Here is a 16,324-nt window from a genome sequence, read left to right on the forward strand (position 1 = left end):
ATTTTTTCTATGGTATGCAATGATAGACAAAATGAGTGTGGGTTTAGTAAATCAGAGCAGGGAGAAAGAGACAAATAGCGGCTTTAAGCTCTTAAGCACCAGGCTTTTATCCTTGTACCCCATTTGAATATACAAATAAAATGAGAATACTAGGATTGCTTCTAACTACACGATATTTCTTTATATTGTTGTCAAAAATTTTCTAGTTATACGACCCATTACTTGCCTTTTATCGAATTTCTAAGTAAGTATATATAGTTCTCTTAAGTGTTTTCAAACAAAGAGAAAACAAACAGAAATGAGAATAGCCAAATAAAAAGATAAAGGCTTCAAATAGTCCTACTTGCGTCGCTTTAAGAGAAAATGAAAGTAAAGGAGGGCAATCGTGGTGGCTCGAGGCGGAATCGAACCACCGACACGGAGATTTTCAGTCTCCTGCTCTACCGACTGAGCTATCGAGCCTTGCATTATGAAATGATAAAAAGAAACGCGGATTATATATTAATACTTTTAAAACTTGGCTTAAGGCTTAAAATGTAGAACTCATTTTCTCGCTGATATAATAGATATAAAAATAAACAATGAATGTTCTTTAGCAAAAAAAGATTTACTCGCCCCTAATCCTTGAAAGATTTTCCTCCTACTAAAAAGGAGCAACCCCACACTTGTGCTTTAGCACTAGCCCATACTTGCACATTTAAGCCTCTCCCCCTTATAGAAAAAGAAAAATTAGAATAGACTAGAGATTCTTGCCTTGATAACTTAAATAAAGTCCTTACGCTCTCTCTATAAATAAAACAAAGAGATTCAATAATGTTAAATAGTTAACTCAATAAAGAGAGTTAAATAAATAACTAAAAGGAGTTAAATCAATAAAAGTTTATCCCCCCTAAAACTTCTTCTTATTCACATCATCAAGTATATCTCTAGCTACACTATCTACTCTCTCACTGATTTGAGCACTTGCATTCGCTATTTCTACATTCTCTTGTGTTACAGATTCTAAATGAGAGATAGCTTCATTGATTTGAGTAACACCTGTAGTTTGCTCTCTAATAGATTCTCCCATATCATTAATACTTTGCACTAAAAGATTTGTATTCGCTTCTATCTCTCCTAGAGATTTTTGAGTTCTCTCTGCTAGCTTTCTTACTTCATCAGCTACCACTGCAAATCCTCTGCCGTGTTCTCCTGCTCTTGCTGCTTCTATTGCTGCATTAAGAGCAAGTAAGTTTGTTTGGTCTGCTATATCTCTAATAATACCTATAACATTTTTAATATCTTCACTTTGTTGAATGACTTCTCCTGTTTTACCACTTACATTTTGCATAGATGAAGTAATCTCTTCTACAGCTTGAGCAGTTTGCTCTAAGCTACTTGCTTGAGAGTTAGTGAGATTTGTGAGATTATTCACTGCTTCTTGGAGACTTTGTGCTTCTTTACTTAATGTATGAGCAAAGTTTGCAGAAGTGGTAAGCATTTTTCTAATTTCTTCTCCTAGAGTATTTGTAACAACTTCTACTCGTCCTTTTGCATCTTTTACTTCTGTGGTGAAATCTAACTTGGTGTAGGTGTCAAAGACCCTCATAAGTTCGTGCAAGTCTGTTCCCACGGTTGAAGCTAAGAGCTCTAAAAGTTCGTTGACTGAATCTTTTAAGTGGTTAAGAGAGGGGCTAGAGCAAGTAAGTTCAATGCGTTTAGTAGCGTGGCCACTTTTGGCTTCATCAATGGCTTCAAGGGACTTTTTCACAAGGGCTTGGTCTTGCTCTAAGCCGATTCTTGTTTTTTCTATATTATCATTAATGGCTTCTGCCATAACGCTAAGCTCATCTTTGCTGCTAGGACGTAAAGGCTCTGGAACACTTTCTCGTTCATAGTTAAGATACGCAAAGAAATCCATAAGAGCATTTTTGATACTCGCAATGGGCTTTGTAAAGAAACGTATAATAAAGAAGATAATAATTGTGCCTAGAGTAATGGTTACAATGGCTAAAATGATGGTGGCTATGAGGTTAAGGTTAATAAGACGTGTGTAGTCAGACTTTTCAGCTGCGGCGACCATAGTCCAACCAAAGGGAAATTGTTTATAGAATCCAACTTTATTGATATTTTTGCCATTTTCAAGCTTAAATACATAGTCAAAAGTGCCTTCTTTATTCGTTTGTAAGGCTTCTTTCAATGCTATTTCCGCACTATTTAAAGAGCCGTTTCTCACAGATTCCATATCCTCGTGTGAGAATACTTTGCCCTGACTATCTGTTATGAATATCGCTAGTGAGGGTAATTCGGGACTGCTAAAAGACTTAAAACGTGCTTGAAATGATGAGACATCTATATCAAATGCAATAACACCAATAAACTTGCCATCTTTAATAAGCGGTGTAGTAATGGTAGAAAAACTTTGCCCTTTGTGTTTGCCCACTTTGTTTTCATATACAGGGGTAACAATATCTTTTTGTTTTTGTTTGGTTTCTACATACCAAGGGCGAGTGCGCAAATCCGCACCCTCTGTATCGCTCCATTCTGCCGAAGACTTAACAGAAGCATTTGAATCATAATCTATGATAATAGCACTGCCATCATCATCATACACAAGAGCGACTATAGGATATTTTACAAGTGAAGAAACCGCTTGAAGAAATGAACGTTGTGTGCTTATATTATTTTTACCCACAGCAAGAATATTTTCTGCTAAAGCGTGCAGATGGTGCCGCCCTTCCTCTTCCATAGTGATATAAATGCTTTTATAGCTTGATTCAAGTGTTTGTTTTTGTATCCCCTGATAAATTCCTATAACACTTTCTTTAGTTTTTTGGAAATTAAAAGCACTAATAGTTACAATAATAATACAAAAAATGCCTATAATGCTAAGAGTTAGCTTAGCACCTAATGAACGAAGTATCATATTTCCTCCTTAATTTGCTACTTAAAAAAGTAAAAAGCTTGTATTATATCGTTTTTTTTTTTTTTTGTTAATAGCGTGCAAACGACCTATGAAACGAGCTTATAGCAAATGCCTTTAAAACGTTCGCCCATTGTGTGTAATAATGTTTTTACCTTTTGAATCTCTCTAAAATAATGTTTATAACTCTTTTGTGCGCTAAAAGATTCTAAAAGTGCTAAGAGATGCATATCCTCGATAAGCACATGCGCTTGGGATTTGCTAAAAATCTGCTTAAAACCTACATTGCTTAAAAGTAAATGCAAAAGCTCAAAATCTACATCATAGGTTATATCAGCTTGTTGATACAAAGTGCGGAAATCGCTCTTTTCTTGTAAAAAATCCGCTAAGGTAAGCACATTGTGCTGATGATAGAATCTAGGATTATAGCTAAGGGCGTTATCTATTCCATAGCTACCATAATCAAAACTCATAAAATAGCTTTGTGTGTGGCTTTTGGCAAATATGGCAAGTGATGTGAGAAAAGAATTCCACAAAGGTACAACCCCGCTAAAAGTAGATATGTTAGGAATGCGTATGTCATTTGCCTTGAGTGCTGGAGATTCTACATCTTGCCATATCCCACTCCATATATGAGAATCTTGCTTAATATAGAGCGTTTTGCCCTCGCTTAGCACTTCACAAGGGAAGCTATCAAACAATTCATTGGTAATGACAAAAAGGCTTGTTGGAATTTGTGGCTTTGGAATGGCAGTAAAATCTGTGAAGGTAGCAAAATGTATGGGGATGGAGGATTTAAGCGTGGAAAAATGCGCTTCTTGTGCTTTTGCAAGTGAAGGCAGAGGCTCTATGGTGATAAAGTTGCATTGTGGCAGGAGATACTCACTCAAGGCATCTAAAAATAGGGCAATATCGCCTAACAAATAGCCCTTATCTGCGCCAATCTCCACGATACGTAAAGGCAGGGACAATGCGCCATTTTCAACCAAAGAAAGTATATAAGTAGCAATGCCCCCACCAAAAAATCTACTTGTGCTCACAGATGTGTAGAAATCTCCCTTTGTGCCTACGCGATGGGGCGAGGTGTAGTAGCCATCTTGCCCATAGAGGCTTTGAGACATATAGGCACTAAAGGGTATGTGCTCCTGCATAGAATCTCGCCTATGCACTAGAGGCTTTTAAGCGCATTTTTCAAACGAGTAAATCCCTCATTTATCTCATCTTGGGTAATGGTAAGCGCAGGGAGGAAGCGCACCACGCCTTTGCCGGATTTTAGCACAATCACACCAGATTCTAATGCGTTTGTGATAATGTGCTCTTGTATAGCGATATCATTAGTGTAAAGCCCACACATAAGCCCCAAGCCCACTTTATGCGTAAAAATATGGCTAAAGTGCTTCACAATATCTTCAAGCGCGTTATGAAAAGATTCTATCCTACGCTGCAATGTCCCATCTGTGTGGATATGATGTAAAATATCTAATGTCTCAAGCCCTGCTGCACAAGCAAGCGGATTCCCACCAAAGGTACTTCCGTGGTCGCCAAAGTGAAAAATATCAATAAGTGAGGTAATAACTGCACCGATAGGCACTCCACCGGCTAATCCCTTTGCTGTGGTAATGACATCAGGGGCTATGCCATATACCTTTGAGGCAAAGAGCTCTCCGCAGCGGAATATGCCCGTTTGCACCTCATCTATCATTAATAGAATCTGCTTACTTTTAAGATGTTTGCTTAGGGCTTGGATTTTATCCCTATCCATCGGGCAAACGCCCCCCTCGCCCTGCACGAGCTCTAATAGCACCGCACAAGTTGCATTATCAAGGTGATTATAAATATCATCAATATCCTTAGCATACACAAATCCATCGGGGAATGGTCCAAAATGCTCGTGCATTTTTTTTTGCCCTGTGGCTTTGAGTGAGGCTATCGTGCGTCCGTGGAAGCTAGAATCTAAAGTGATGATTTTATAGGCATTTTTGCTTTTGCCATATTTTCTAGCGATTTTAATCGCACATTCATTTGCCTCCGCACCGGAATTACAAAAGAAGGCACGCATAGGCTTTTTATCAATCATTTTATCTTGGTAGAGGTTGATAAGTCGCTCTGCTAAGGCGGCTTGATGGGGTATGTAATAGAGATTTGATGTGTGCAAAAGATTCTGTGCTTGGGTGGCGATAGCCTTTGTCAAGCGGGGATTAGCGTGTCCTACGCTGCATACGGCAATCCCCGCGCCAAAGTCGATGTATTCCTTGCCTTGTGTGTCAAAAAGCCGTGCATTCTCCCCACGCACAAATGCCACAGGGGAGCGCCCATACGTGTGAAGGATGAAAGTCTCATCAAGTTTTTGAATCTGTGCCAAATCCATTTTTCACCTCCATAGCCTTTAAATCGCGTATTGTATCCCAAAAGCATAATGTTTTAGCAATTTTTAGTGATTATGGAGCGTTTTTTGCTAGTGGCAAAAGGAAGTAAACATTTTACAAAAGGAGCGCATTTTGCGTATTGAGGGAAGCTTAGGCAGTCAAATAGCCATACCAAATACCCATCACATAAAGGGACAAGATAATACCTTAAAACACAAAGCCGATGAGATAAATAAAGACACAGAGGCAGAATCTCCCTCATCTGTGGCTACAAACGCAGCGCAAGATGAAAACAAGATAAATGATGTGCAAGAAATACAAGATATTGCACCAAGTGCTAAGATTCAAGACTTAGATGGCAATACAAATCGTATCACTTATGGTTTAAAGGTGATTGAGCTAATGAGCGATGCGGAATATCAAGCCTTTTTGTGGGCTACGCAGGATTTAAGCGAGAGTGAAAAAATCCTTATGGCACAGAGTTTGTATCGATTTACTGCCTTTTATCAAGGCAAAGATTCTAAACAGCAAGAAAATATAGATATACATAAGCTAAATGCACAAAGGGCTTTTGGGGTGGAGCATTCAATGATAGATGATTTTATCCAACGCTATAAAAATGCGTATGATAAGTTTATGCTTTCACAGGTCTAGTGTTTTTAAGGGTCGCTATTGCCAATGAATGCGTGTATAACTTGACTTTTTAGTACTTTTTGCATAGAATTATCAGCTTTATTTGCTCCATAGATTCTAAGAGATTTTAATGTCAGAGTAGCTCAGCTGGTTAGAGCGCTGGTCTCATAAGCCGGAGGTCGGGAGTTCAAGTCTCCCCTTTGACACCATCTTTAAAGGTTTCTCTATGCGCAATATACTCCCTAAGCTTTATGTTATCGTGCCTTGCTTTAATGAAGAAAATGTCATCTCTCATACTTTAGAAAAACTTTCTCAAAAATTATATATGATGATAGAATCTGCGCAGATTGCGCCTCAAAGTGCCATTGTGCTTGTCGATGATGGAAGTAGTGACAATACGTGGCAGCACATTCAGCATAGTATATCGCTATTGCCCCCCCCCAGTTACTTAAAAAGCAAAAAATGGAGTATTGCTTTTATTACGCTTAAGCTTTCGCGGAATTTTGGACATCAAAATGCCCTCTTAGCTGGGCTAGAATATGCAGCCCATAAATGTGATTGTGCTATTAGTATTGATTGTGATTTGCAACAAGATGAAAATATGTTTGATGAGTTTATCCGTAAATATCAAGCAGGAAGTGATATTGTGCTTGGTATCCGCAATGACCGTCATACAGATTCTCTATTTAAAAAGCAGAGTGCAAATGTGTTTTATGACTTTATGGCACTTATGGGGACAAAGGTGGTTAAAAATCACGCTGATTATCGGCTATTGAGTGCAAAAGCGCTGCAATTATTGGGGGCTTATAAAGAGAGCAATTTGTTTTTGCGGGGTGTGATTATGGATATGGGGCTAAAGATTGATAGGGTGTATTTTGATGTCAAGCCTCGCTCTATGGGAGAGAGTAAATACACATTAGCAAAAATGTGTGCTTTTGCGCTTAATGGCATTACAAGTTTTAGCGTAGCGCCTTTAAGGCTGGTGAGTGTGATAGGCTTTGTGTTTTTTATTGCTGCTTTGCTCTTTTTATGTTATGTGCTGTATGTGAAATTTTGGACACATGATGCGATTTTTGGCTGGGCTTCTACAGCGATATTGTTATGTTTTTTTAGTGGGATTCAGCTTTTGAGTTTAGGTATCATCGGGGAGTATATTGGCAAAATTTATACAGAATCTAAAAGGCGTCCAAGATATATTATTGAGGATATTAAGGTCTATGAAGGTGATAGTATGGAATAAAGCTTGGCAATGTGGGATTCAAGCAATTTATCATCAGTATATTTTAAATCTTTTTTGATGTCTGCTTCTTTAATGGCTATATAGTTCATACCAGCTTTATGAAGCACTTGAGCCTTGATGAAATCGTTTTTGCGCACTTTAGCAAATTGTTCTCTGTGCCATAATGCTTACCTCCGTGATATGCTATCACAGCCAAAGGTTTATCTTTGTGTTCTCCTCTTTTGTGTGTGATTAAAAAATCACAATAAAAATCGCCAAAATTTTTTCACGTATGTATATCTTGCTCACCTACCAAAAAGACTTTAAAAGAGACTTGAGGGTTTATGTTATAGCTTTCTTTAAAAGTTTTTGTAAGGGCATAATAAATCTTTGCTTCTTTAGCATTTATTAATTTTTTGATTGTGATTGTGCCTTCACACATATTCTCAGGACGTTTAATAGTCTTGTCTTTGGGTAACTCCACCACTTCTTTAGTTTTTATATAATTGGTCAGTCCATATACTACAAATACTATCACTACGCCTATTAAGATTACTTCCCATATATCAAATGTAAGCTGTGTGAAATGTGGCATTATAAATCATTTAGCGTAGCTTATAGGAAGCAAATTAAATTGCTACGTTATCGTAAGATTGCAAATTATAAGACAAGCTTTTTAAATAGTTTAGGCTTAATATGAGAGAAGAGGAGAAACAAGCCTAATATCCATATTAAGCTTGTTGTATTTGAAGGTTATTTCAAAGGTGCTTCAAGGGCGATTTCTACTTGAGACCAAGTCAAGCCCTCGTGGAGGTCAGACACAGCTGCTTGCAAGCTTGCACGTGCAGATTCAGCATTAAACTCGCTTAAATCAATCACACCTTTTGCCACAAGCTTTTTGCCCACTACTTCAAATTGCATAGGCACTTTATTTGTTTTACCATTCATACGCACACTTGCTAGAATCGTGCCCTTACCTTTACCCTCAATCACATCTTTAAATGTTACTTTGATAGGGTCTTTTTTGCTAAATTTATCAAAAAAGTTTTTGCGGATAGTTTCATCTCTGCCTTCATCAGCAGTATTTACTTTCATAATATCAATTGTTGCTGTGGCGTTATTGAGTTGAGATTCTAAACTTTGAGCGACATTTGGTTTGCCAAATTTAAATACTACATCGTTAAATGTGCCACCTACACCAATTTTTGTAGACGTCTTAAATGCTGTCCATTTAACCTCTGCCTTATTTGCGTCAATCACAGCCGCACACGCTAAGCTTCCTATAAGAACCATACCTGCGATAATTTTTTTCATATCGTCTCCTTTTGTGAAATATATGTGAAATACCCTCTAAGTATAGGATAAAAAAACAAATAATTTTTTTCATATATCACACGCTTTTTGGCAAAATAAATAAAGTGGCAAAGTAGTAACGATTTGATGGTATTTTTGCAAAAGATAAAAAATAATAAAAGCTTCTACTTTGTTTATTGTGTAAATTAATTGCTTTTGTTTGATTCTTTTTTAATACACATTAACTTTTGTTGAAGTTTGAAATTTTTTTATGTTTTTCTTTTTTTATAAGGGGGAGAGGTTTAAAGAAATTAGCTCGCTAGATTACCCACTCACCACCCTTACGATGTTTTAAGGGGTTAGCATCTCGTGCGTTTAATTTTTATATAAGTGAGGATATACCTCACTTATATAAATAAGCACAATAGAAAATGTATAGAACTTTTGCTATTTTTTATTTTTGGTAAAACCCATTGTTTTGTCCATATCTTAAGAATATAAGTCTTGAAATTTAGCCATTGATGGCTGCACTGCTCATATCCCACATCGGCACAAATACCCCTAGTGCTAAAAATAACAAAAGGATACCCATTACAAGACTTAAAAGCGGCTCAATAAGAGAGATGAGAAAATCTATCTTTTCTTGTGCGATTTCCTCAAATCGCTTCGCGCATACTTCAAGCATTTCAGGGAGTTTGCCGCTCTGCTCCCCAGCAGCGATAAGAGCCAAAGAAATATCATCTATGACATTTTCTTGTGTGAGGGCGAGAGAGAGGCTTTTGCCATTTTTGATAGATTCTAAGACTCGAATAAATGCAGCCCTTAGGGCGAGATTATAAAGGGCATTATTACTGAGTGATAGTGCCATATCAAGCGGAGTGGCGGATTTAAGCTGTAAAAAGAGCGTAAAGGTGTATTGATAAAACATATTAAGTTTAATGATTTCACCAATGAGAGGAATATGCAAAACAAAGGCGTGGAGGGAATGTCTAAAGCTCTGCGAATGCTTATAGAATCTATATAGCATAAGCCCACCCCCGCACACAAGCACACAAAAGAGTAGCCCAAAATGTGTAAAAAAGCTTTTCAAATGGATAAGGATTCTAGTGTAGATAGGGAGATTAACTTTGAGTTCCTCAAACATCATTAAAAACTCAGGTAGCACAAATAGCACAAGCCCGATAAATGCCCCTATAATGCTTAGTAGCACGAGCGTGGGATAAAACAGGGCGCGTTTGATTTTGCCCTTATTTTTATACTCCTTGATGAGGTGATTGCTAAGCATTTTAAAGATCTCGCCTAGCTCTCCGCTCTTTTCCCCAAGGGCTATCATATTCCACGTCATATCGCCAAAGATTGCTCTATGCTCCTTAAAAGCCAAGGATAGCTTCTGTCCAAGATTCAATCGATAAGCGATTTCAAGCAATGTCCGCTTTAGGGGCGATTTTTTGGTATTTTTCGCACATACTTCAATCACTTCAAGAATAGGCAAAGACGCACTTAGCATAGTAGAGATTTGCATAAAAAGTGCGGCAATATCTTGCTTGGTGATTTTATTATCTAGTCTTAGTATCTGCAAATGCAGAAATTCAAATCCACTTAGGGCTTTGATTTCAATAGGATAGATATTGTATTTATTCAAACTCTGTTCTTTAGCATTCTCTAATGAGGTTGAAAGCAAAGTGATTTGCACGTGTTGATTGTCTTTAATGCCCTTGATTAAGTATTTTTGCGGTAGCTTTTTCATATATTACACACCCTATAAATTTCTTCAAAACTGCTCTGCCCGTTTTTGAGCAGTTCCATACCTACCTCTAGCATACTTTTAAAGCCCGTTTGTTTAAGCTTTGCGTGTATATGCGCCTTATCTTGCGGTGATTTGATATACTCACCCAATAAAGACGTATTTTGCAAACATTCTGCGACAAGCAAACGACCGCTAAAGCCCTGCATATTGCAATGCACGCAGCCACAAGGAGCGAAAAATGTGCCATCTTTTATATTATCCCATAAATGCAAAAGATGAGATTGCAAAAGCTTATTATACATTTCTTTGGCACTAAGTGGGGCTCTACAATATGGACATAATTTGCGCACAAGCCTTTGGGAAATCACTAAACGCAAACTTGAAGCAATAAGATAGCCCTGTGCGCCCATATCAAGCAACCGCTCTACCACACTAAGCGCGTCATTCGTATGCAATGTGCTTAATACTAAATGCCCTGTGAGAGCAGCCCTTAGCGCAATATCAAGACTTTCTTTATCACGGATTTCACCTATCATTAGGACATCAGGGTCGTGCCGCAATAATGCCCTCAAAGCCTCACTAAAGCCAAAATCATATTTATTGTGGATAAGCACCTGTGTAGTAAGCTGTGTGTGATACTCGATAGGGTCTTCAAGGGTGATAATCTTTTTATCAGGGGATTTGATAGATTCTATCATTGCATAGAGTGTCGTGGATTTACCACTGCCGGTAGGTCCTGTGAGGAGGATAATGCCATTTTGTGCTTGAATATGCCCTGTGATAGTGGTTAAATGCTCTTTGGTAAATCCTAAGCCCTCAAGACTTAGATTCTGTGTCTCTTTAGCGAGGATTCTAATCACTAGCGATTCTCCGCCAAAGGCTGGGAGAATAGAGAGGCGGAAGTCAAAATGATGATTATCAAATACCCGCTTGAAACGTCCATCTTGGCTTTGACGTGTTTGCGTGATGTCTAGCTCACATTCTAGCTTTAAGCGCGAACTCAACGCCTCGAGCACATTAGATTCTAAACTAAACAATTCTCTTAGCATACCATCTATGCGGATTCTAATACGTGCTGCCCTTTTGCCATTTGCTTCAAAAGATTCTAAATGTATATCACTTGCCTTTTGCATAATACAAGTATGCAGGATAAAATCAAGCAATGCTACTACGCTTATATCGGTATCCTTATTGTTTGTATCATTTGGGCTTTCGTGCTGCTTCAAAAGTGCGTTTTTCAATGTATTAAAGTGTTGAAAGAGATAAATATGATGGGCTTGGAGCGCAAAAGACTTTTCATCGGTGGTAAAAAATACTAAATGTGCTTGAGGATAGAGGCGCAAAATGTGCGTACGGATAAGGCTAAGGGGAGCATTAGTGTGTTTAAGGGCGATATGGATTGTTTGAGGGGATTGTGTAATATCAAAGATAAGGCATTGGTGTTTTTGGATAAACTTGTATTCAAGGGCATTGAGGCAAGATTCACTAAGCTTTAAGCTATGGAGATTGATAGGGGGGAATGACACATCCATTACATATCCTCTATGGTGGGATTTTGTGGAATATCTTGTATGGAATCTTGGCTTGGTTGGGAATTAGCTTTGCGTTGTTTATCTGCGGCTGCTTCTTGTTTGGTGGTTTCTTTAGCTTGGGTGTCTTTTAATGTATCTTTTTGGCTAAAGTCGATAATCTCATCGATGATTGTCCTATCCTTTGAGGTGATATTTGATTCAAGATTGATAATATGTGGAGATATGACAATAATCATTTCTTGGGTTTCTTTGATATTTCTCTTATAGCTAAAGAGATATTTAATCAGCGGAATATCGCCTAAAATCGGCACTTTACGGATAGTCTGCCCCTCTGTTTTGTCAATCAATCCTCCCAATATGATTTGCTCTCCATCTTTTACCTGCACGAGCGAGGAAGCTGCTTTGTGGAGAGGTTAGGGGGCGTTTCTAGCGCGGTTGTTTGATTTTCAATCGCGATATCTTTAGTTTTGGTAATGGAGGGATTGATTTTCAAAATGATTTTACTATCTTTAATGCTTGGGGTTACATCAAGGAGGATTCCAGCAAAGACAGAGGGGAAGGCTTGGGCGTTGTTTTGTATCGAAGTGCCTTGCGTGGTGGTTTGATAGGTCGTATTTTGTGAATATCTTAGCACACTGCCTACGCTAATGATAGCAGGTTGGTTATTGAGCGTTAAAACTTTGGGATTAGAGATGGACTGCACCTTGCCATAAGTTTGCAAAAACTCGATAATGCGGTTAATGCTCACACCTTGTGAGAAAATATTAATCGCAAAGCTATTGCCTGAAGAATCTACATTCACATTGCTACTTTGAGAATCCGCGCTTGGCGGGAGAGTGGAGAGATTCCCTAATTTATAAAACTCACCCCAATCCACGCCATAGGTTTGATTATTGGTATGCTGGAGGCTAAAAATATGCACATCAATTAGCACTTGCTTTTGAATCTTCTCATTCAAATTCTTAATATAAGCCTCAATACGTCTCATCTGTGTGGGTGTGGCGGTTATAGTGAGTAGCCCGGCTGCTTTGTTGATAATAATATCCTTGCTCTTTCCCTTTAATTCTATGGGATTAGGCTGATAGCTATCGCCGGGTGCATAGGCAATAGCAGCGATTTCATTATGGAGCTCACCCCAAAAGTCAATCTCATCAATGCTATAAATCTTTGTCCCGCTTTTACCTATATTAGGATTATTTGCAGTCGCTTTGCCTATTGCCATTTTATGCGATTGGGAATCGAGCTCAAAGTTTGAAATGGCTAAGGGGGCGTTGTGTAGGCTTGTATTATAGACGGATTGGATTTGATTATCTTGTGAAAAGACAATGTCAGTGTTGCTAGAGCCTACGCGCGTGGTGGCAATATAGCTAATTTCAAAGGTTTTGGTAAGAAGCGAGCCGATTTTTAAGGTCTCATTATGCAGGTTGTAATAAAAATCATTGCTAATAATAAGGCTATCTAAAACCTTTTTAATAGGCTTGTTTTGGATATGAATCGCCATCTTTTTGCTATCGAGCATTGCTTTGGTATTCTCTTGGAGGTAGATAACATTAAGTTGGCATTGTGCGGCAACCTCCTCGATGATTTTGCTTAGAGGGACATTGCTACTTGAGTGAATATTAATGGGTGAATCACAGGAAAAAAGTAGTATTGGTAAAAAATAAAGAATTCTAAAACACGCTTTCATATTTCCCCCTTAGTGCAGCCCAATCTTTGCATAAATTACAAGTGTAGCTGAAAAATGTAATATGCAAAGCATTATTCTGTCTCCTTATTTTGGCTCATACTTTTGCCTATGGCAAGGCTATAGCGGGTTTTACCTTTTTGTAAGACAATATGCTCTGGCTGTATATCTATAATTTTATAGTCTTGAATATATTCCCCTATATGCAGCCATTGCTCATTGATAAGGACCTTACCATTAATAATAGCAAAGAGATCTAGTGTTTCTTGGGTATGGTTTTGCTCAAAAGGATTATGCAGGTGCTGTATTTTATTTTTGATGGTGTCTTTAGAGAATGCTTCTAGGTTCGCAATAAGTGTGTGAAATGCAGAATCTAGCGCATAAAGAGATATAGTCCATAGACATATTAAGCATATATGTTTCATAAATTGAGCCTTTGGGGATTAAGGCGATTATCAATAATAAGCAGATTAAAATATATTTCCCTGCCATTAAAGGGCTTAAGACTTAAGCTATCAATGCTAAAAAAGCGATGAGATTCTATATATTCAAGCAAATTGATAATATTATCAAAATACCCCATACCCTCGATGTTTAAGGCATCAAGCATAGGGTAGGGTGTTAAAGTAGAAAGATTAAGATGCTGTGTTTTGGCAAAGGCAATGAGCTTAGGCATAAGGGCAAAGGGGTTAAGATAATCTTCTTGGGATTGTATATATTCTTTAAGGATAGAGAGATTTTCCTCAAGCATTGTGCGTTTAGAATGCATAGATTGCGCTTGTTCTAAATGGAGTAACTTGACATTTTGGAGTGAATTTGATGAAGTGGCAAATTCCTCTAAAGTCTGTGTATGCAGTGCTTTAAGGGCGCGATTATGCTCTATTAAAGGCATATACACAAAATCAAGCATAACAAATACAATACACAAGGTAAGTGCAGCGATAAAAAGGGATTTCTCTCTTTTGCTTTTAGCGGAGAGAAGGCTCTGTATCCTAGAGTGCATAATATTAAAGTAATGTTTAAATGACATTATACACCACCACGATATGGGCATAAAAATGTGAAGATTTATTATCTGTATCAAATGTCTCTTTGATAGAATCTTGCAAAAAGGCTTTTTGTGTAGGAGTATTGAGTGTAGCAAGGAGTGTAGAGATATGAATTTGATTGGGGGCACTTATCTCAAGTAGAGCTACAAAAATATGAGGAGTAAAGTGAAAGCTTACGCCCTCATATATAAGAGGCGATTCTTGGGGTTTTAATACCTCTTGCATAAAGTCATAGCGTAGATGATAGCTCTGCTGCCACAAGGCTATATCGTGTAGATTTTTTATGAGCATATTTTGTTTGCGAGTAAGGGCTTGGAGATTTTCTTGCTCTAATGTATTATGGACAATAGATTGAGAGGCAAAGAGTGATTCACTCTTTGCATTAAGGCTTGAAATATCCTCTTGCAAATGTTGATTATAAAACATTAGGGCAAGAGGAAAGATATATAAAAATATCATTGCCACTATGCCAAAAGAGACATATAGTTTTTTGTGGGCAGAGGGCTTTGAGGCGAAATTAGGAAGATTCAAAGTTTGGTTTTGATAAAACATAGCATAATGCAGGGCTAAAGTAGCTTTTAATGTCTCAAATGTAAGGCCACGCGTATCATTGCATATCTCACTTAAGGGCTTGATAGGCAAAGTTTGTCCGTGGTGTGTTGTGGTAGATAAATCAAGGTAAGCTGCATTTTCTACTAATGCATCAGGCATAAAATAATACAAATGTGTGAAATACTGATGATAGGCTTCTTGTAAATAAGCAATATGTAAAGCGATGGATTGTAAATATGTGTTATCCGCGCCTAATTCACAATGCAGCACTTCTTTAAGCGCATTGTTTTCAAAATAGCACAGATAAGATTCTATCCATATCACTCTATTTTCTTTCATCTCAAAAGCAGCCAATGCAGAGGGTAAAAATATATCGCTTGTGATAATGGAGGCTTTGGGTGAAAAGGTGTATTTTTCATAAAAACATGTCTCATATATACATTTTTCCTCATCAAAGGAGTGTTCGCGGGGGATAAAGTAGATTTCATAAGCATAAGGGGGTTTATGCAGAGCGGATTGCTGATAGGCAAGGGAGAAGAGTAAAGAGCTGATATGGGCAGAATCTTGAGCGCTTTTAAGGGCGGCTTTTTCCACTTCAAGGCTAAGATGTGTGAAATGTGAGAGCGTAGGAGAAGCAATATCTACAGATGTGGGCTTTTGACTATCTATAATAAGGCGATTATTTGCTAATGTGTAGAGGCTTTGGCTTTGTGTATCAAAGAATTTTAGGGCTTTTACACTCATAGATTTTGCTTTATTTTGAGCTGTGGCATAGATTCTATAGAATCTATGCCACCTGTGCGGATTCGCTGGGAATGCGTGATAGCAATGGCAATGGCATCAGTAATATCAAGGGGCTTGATTTCACCCTTAATGCTTAAGATTTTTTTCACCATAAAAGCCACTTGTGTTTTGTCTGCTTTGCCATTGCCTGTGAGAGCCTTTTTTACTTGCAAGGGCGTGTATTCGGCAAAATGCCCGATGTCTTGGAGAATTTTTAAGCTCAAAGCCCCGCGGAACTGCGCGAGTTTAATCACACTTTGGGGATTATAGGCAAAGAATATATCTTCTATGGCTACCTCATCGATTGTATGTGTTTTTAGCACCAAGTCAATACCCTCGACAAATTCGACAATTTGGCTTTGCAAGTCGCGCTCTTTGATTTTAATAATCCCTGCTTCGACAAGTCTTAGAGCCTGTGGAGGCGTGAAGTGTATAATGGCATAGCCGCAATTCCTACTCCCGGGGTCAATACCTAAAATATACACGATTTAACCCATAATTTTTTTTTTGCATTATGATTTCCCCTCATTTTTGGAATGATAATTTCTTAGCAATTCTTGGTAA

The 16,324-nt window shown here is 38.0% G+C and carries 13 protein-coding genes, 2 tRNA genes and 1 pseudogene; 3 read left to right on the plus strand and 13 right to left on the minus strand.

Annotated features, from left to right (window positions below; all coding sequences use genetic code 11):
- Positions 1–386 precede the first annotated feature (386 nt).
- The 4 genes from V3I05_RS05710 to V3I05_RS05725 all read right to left on the minus strand — a co-directional run bounded on the left by V3I05_RS05710 (position 387) and on the right by V3I05_RS05725 (position 5,270).
- Positions 387–462: transfer RNA gene (locus V3I05_RS05710), tRNA-Phe, on the minus strand.
- Between the two features lie 427 nt (positions 463–889).
- On the minus strand, positions 890–2,905 hold the full coding sequence (locus tag V3I05_RS05715; protein WP_343352924.1) for a methyl-accepting chemotaxis protein: 2,016 nt from the start codon (positions 2,903–2,905) through the stop codon (positions 890–892).
- 86 nt (positions 2,906–2,991) lie between these two features.
- A complete protein-coding gene (locus V3I05_RS05720) occupies positions 2,992–4,053 on the minus strand; it encodes an SAM-dependent methyltransferase (protein WP_295698942.1) in 1,062 nt (353 codons plus the stop codon).
- A 17-nt stretch (positions 4,054–4,070) separates the two neighbouring features.
- Positions 4,071–5,270, minus strand: coding sequence for an aspartate aminotransferase family protein (locus tag V3I05_RS05725; RefSeq protein ID WP_343352927.1), 1,200 nt, complete (start codon positions 5,268–5,270; stop codon positions 4,071–4,073).
- 130 nt (positions 5,271–5,400) lie between these two features.
- Between V3I05_RS05725 and V3I05_RS05730 the strand changes: the two genes are divergently transcribed.
- The 3 genes from V3I05_RS05730 to V3I05_RS05740 all read left to right on the plus strand — a co-directional run bounded on the left by V3I05_RS05730 (position 5,401) and on the right by V3I05_RS05740 (position 7,141).
- Positions 5,401–5,922, plus strand: coding sequence for a hypothetical protein (locus V3I05_RS05730; protein ID WP_295698936.1), 522 nt, complete (start codon positions 5,401–5,403; stop codon positions 5,920–5,922).
- 111 nt (positions 5,923–6,033) lie between these two features.
- Positions 6,034–6,110: transfer RNA gene (locus V3I05_RS05735), tRNA-Met, on the plus strand.
- A 17-nt stretch (positions 6,111–6,127) separates the two neighbouring features.
- The gene (locus tag V3I05_RS05740) at positions 6,128–7,141 is read left to right on the plus strand and encodes a glycosyltransferase family 2 protein (protein ID WP_300743460.1); all 1,014 of its coding nucleotides are present in this window, start codon (positions 6,128–6,130) and stop codon (positions 7,139–7,141) included.
- 265 nt (positions 7,142–7,406) lie between these two features.
- Here V3I05_RS05740 and V3I05_RS05745 read toward each other — a convergent pair whose 3' ends face one another.
- From V3I05_RS05745 to ruvC, 9 genes and pseudogenes are all read right to left on the minus strand, one after another.
- Positions 7,407–7,715, minus strand: a complete 309-nt coding sequence (locus tag V3I05_RS05745; RefSeq protein ID WP_300742382.1) for a DUF2726 domain-containing protein — start codon at positions 7,713–7,715, stop codon at positions 7,407–7,409.
- A gap of 158 nt (positions 7,716–7,873) precedes the next feature.
- Positions 7,874–8,434, minus strand: a complete 561-nt coding sequence (locus V3I05_RS05750; RefSeq protein ID WP_295698930.1) for a YceI family protein — start codon at positions 8,432–8,434, stop codon at positions 7,874–7,876.
- Positions 8,435–8,924: 490 nt separating this feature from the next.
- Positions 8,925–10,160, minus strand: a complete 1,236-nt coding sequence (locus V3I05_RS05755) for a type II secretion system F family protein (protein ID WP_343352931.1) — start codon at positions 10,158–10,160, stop codon at positions 8,925–8,927.
- Positions 10,157–11,692, minus strand: a complete 1,536-nt coding sequence (locus V3I05_RS05760; RefSeq protein ID WP_300447316.1) for a GspE/PulE family protein — start codon at positions 11,690–11,692, stop codon at positions 10,157–10,159. The genes V3I05_RS05755 and V3I05_RS05760 overlap by 4 nt, the downstream gene beginning before the upstream one ends.
- Positions 11,692–13,379, minus strand: a pseudogene (gene mshL, locus V3I05_RS05770) (pilus (MSHA type) biogenesis protein MshL). Before mshL ends, V3I05_RS05760 begins: the two are co-directional and overlap by 1 nt.
- A gap of 71 nt (positions 13,380–13,450) precedes the next feature.
- Positions 13,451–13,801: a hypothetical protein gene (locus tag V3I05_RS05775; protein ID WP_300447310.1), complete on the minus strand. Its 351-nt coding sequence runs from the start codon at positions 13,799–13,801 to the stop codon at positions 13,451–13,453.
- A complete protein-coding gene (locus V3I05_RS05780; protein WP_343352934.1) occupies positions 13,798–14,406 on the minus strand; it encodes a hypothetical protein in 609 nt (202 codons plus the stop codon). The genes V3I05_RS05775 and V3I05_RS05780 overlap by 4 nt, the downstream gene beginning before the upstream one ends.
- Positions 14,396–15,721, minus strand: a complete 1,326-nt coding sequence (locus tag V3I05_RS05785; RefSeq protein WP_300447304.1) for a hypothetical protein — start codon at positions 15,719–15,721, stop codon at positions 14,396–14,398. Before V3I05_RS05785 ends, V3I05_RS05780 begins: the two co-directional genes overlap by 11 nt.
- Positions 15,718–16,245 (minus strand): crossover junction endodeoxyribonuclease RuvC, encoded by a 528-nt coding sequence (gene ruvC / locus V3I05_RS05790; protein ID WP_295698913.1) that lies wholly within the window; start codon positions 16,243–16,245, stop codon positions 15,718–15,720. Before ruvC ends, V3I05_RS05785 begins: the two co-directional genes overlap by 4 nt.
- Positions 16,246–16,324: the final 79 nt, after the last annotated feature.

The organism is Helicobacter mastomyrinus (assembly GCF_039555295.1).
In the GTDB taxonomy this organism is placed as follows: Bacteria; Campylobacterota; Campylobacteria; order Campylobacterales; family Helicobacteraceae; genus Helicobacter_C; species Helicobacter_C mastomyrinus.

Coding starts and splice junctions, on each gene's coding strand:
- V3I05_RS05720 (WP_295698942.1), bottom strand. CDS start 4,053: ATGCAGGAGCACATACCCTTTAGTGCCTATATGTCTCAAAGCCTCTAT.
- V3I05_RS05750 (WP_295698930.1), bottom strand. CDS start 8,434: ATGAAAAAAATTATCGCAGGTATGGTTCTTATAGGAAGCTTAGCGTGT.
- V3I05_RS05725 (WP_343352927.1), bottom strand. CDS start 5,270: ATGGATTTGGCACAGATTCAAAAACTTGATGAGACTTTCATCCTTCAC.
- V3I05_RS05780 (WP_343352934.1), bottom strand. CDS start 14,406: ATGTCATTTAAACATTACTTTAATATTATGCACTCTAGGATACAGAGC.
- V3I05_RS05775 (WP_300447310.1), bottom strand. CDS start 13,801: ATGAAACATATATGCTTAATATGTCTATGGACTATATCTCTTTATGCG.
- V3I05_RS05745 (WP_300742382.1), bottom strand. CDS start 7,715: ATGCCACATTTCACACAGCTTACATTTGATATATGGGAAGTAATCTTA.
- V3I05_RS05755 (WP_343352931.1), bottom strand. CDS start 10,160: ATGAAAAAGCTACCGCAAAAATACTTAATCAAGGGCATTAAAGACAAT.
- V3I05_RS05760 (WP_300447316.1), bottom strand. CDS start 11,692: ATGGATGTGTCATTCCCCCCTATCAATCTCCATAGCTTAAAGCTTAGT.
- V3I05_RS05785 (WP_300447304.1), bottom strand. CDS start 15,721: ATGAGTGTAAAAGCCCTAAAATTCTTTGATACACAAAGCCAAAGCCTC.
- V3I05_RS05740 (WP_300743460.1), top strand. CDS start 6,128: ATGCGCAATATACTCCCTAAGCTTTATGTTATCGTGCCTTGCTTTAAT.
- V3I05_RS05715 (WP_343352924.1), bottom strand. CDS start 2,905: ATGATACTTCGTTCATTAGGTGCTAAGCTAACTCTTAGCATTATAGGC.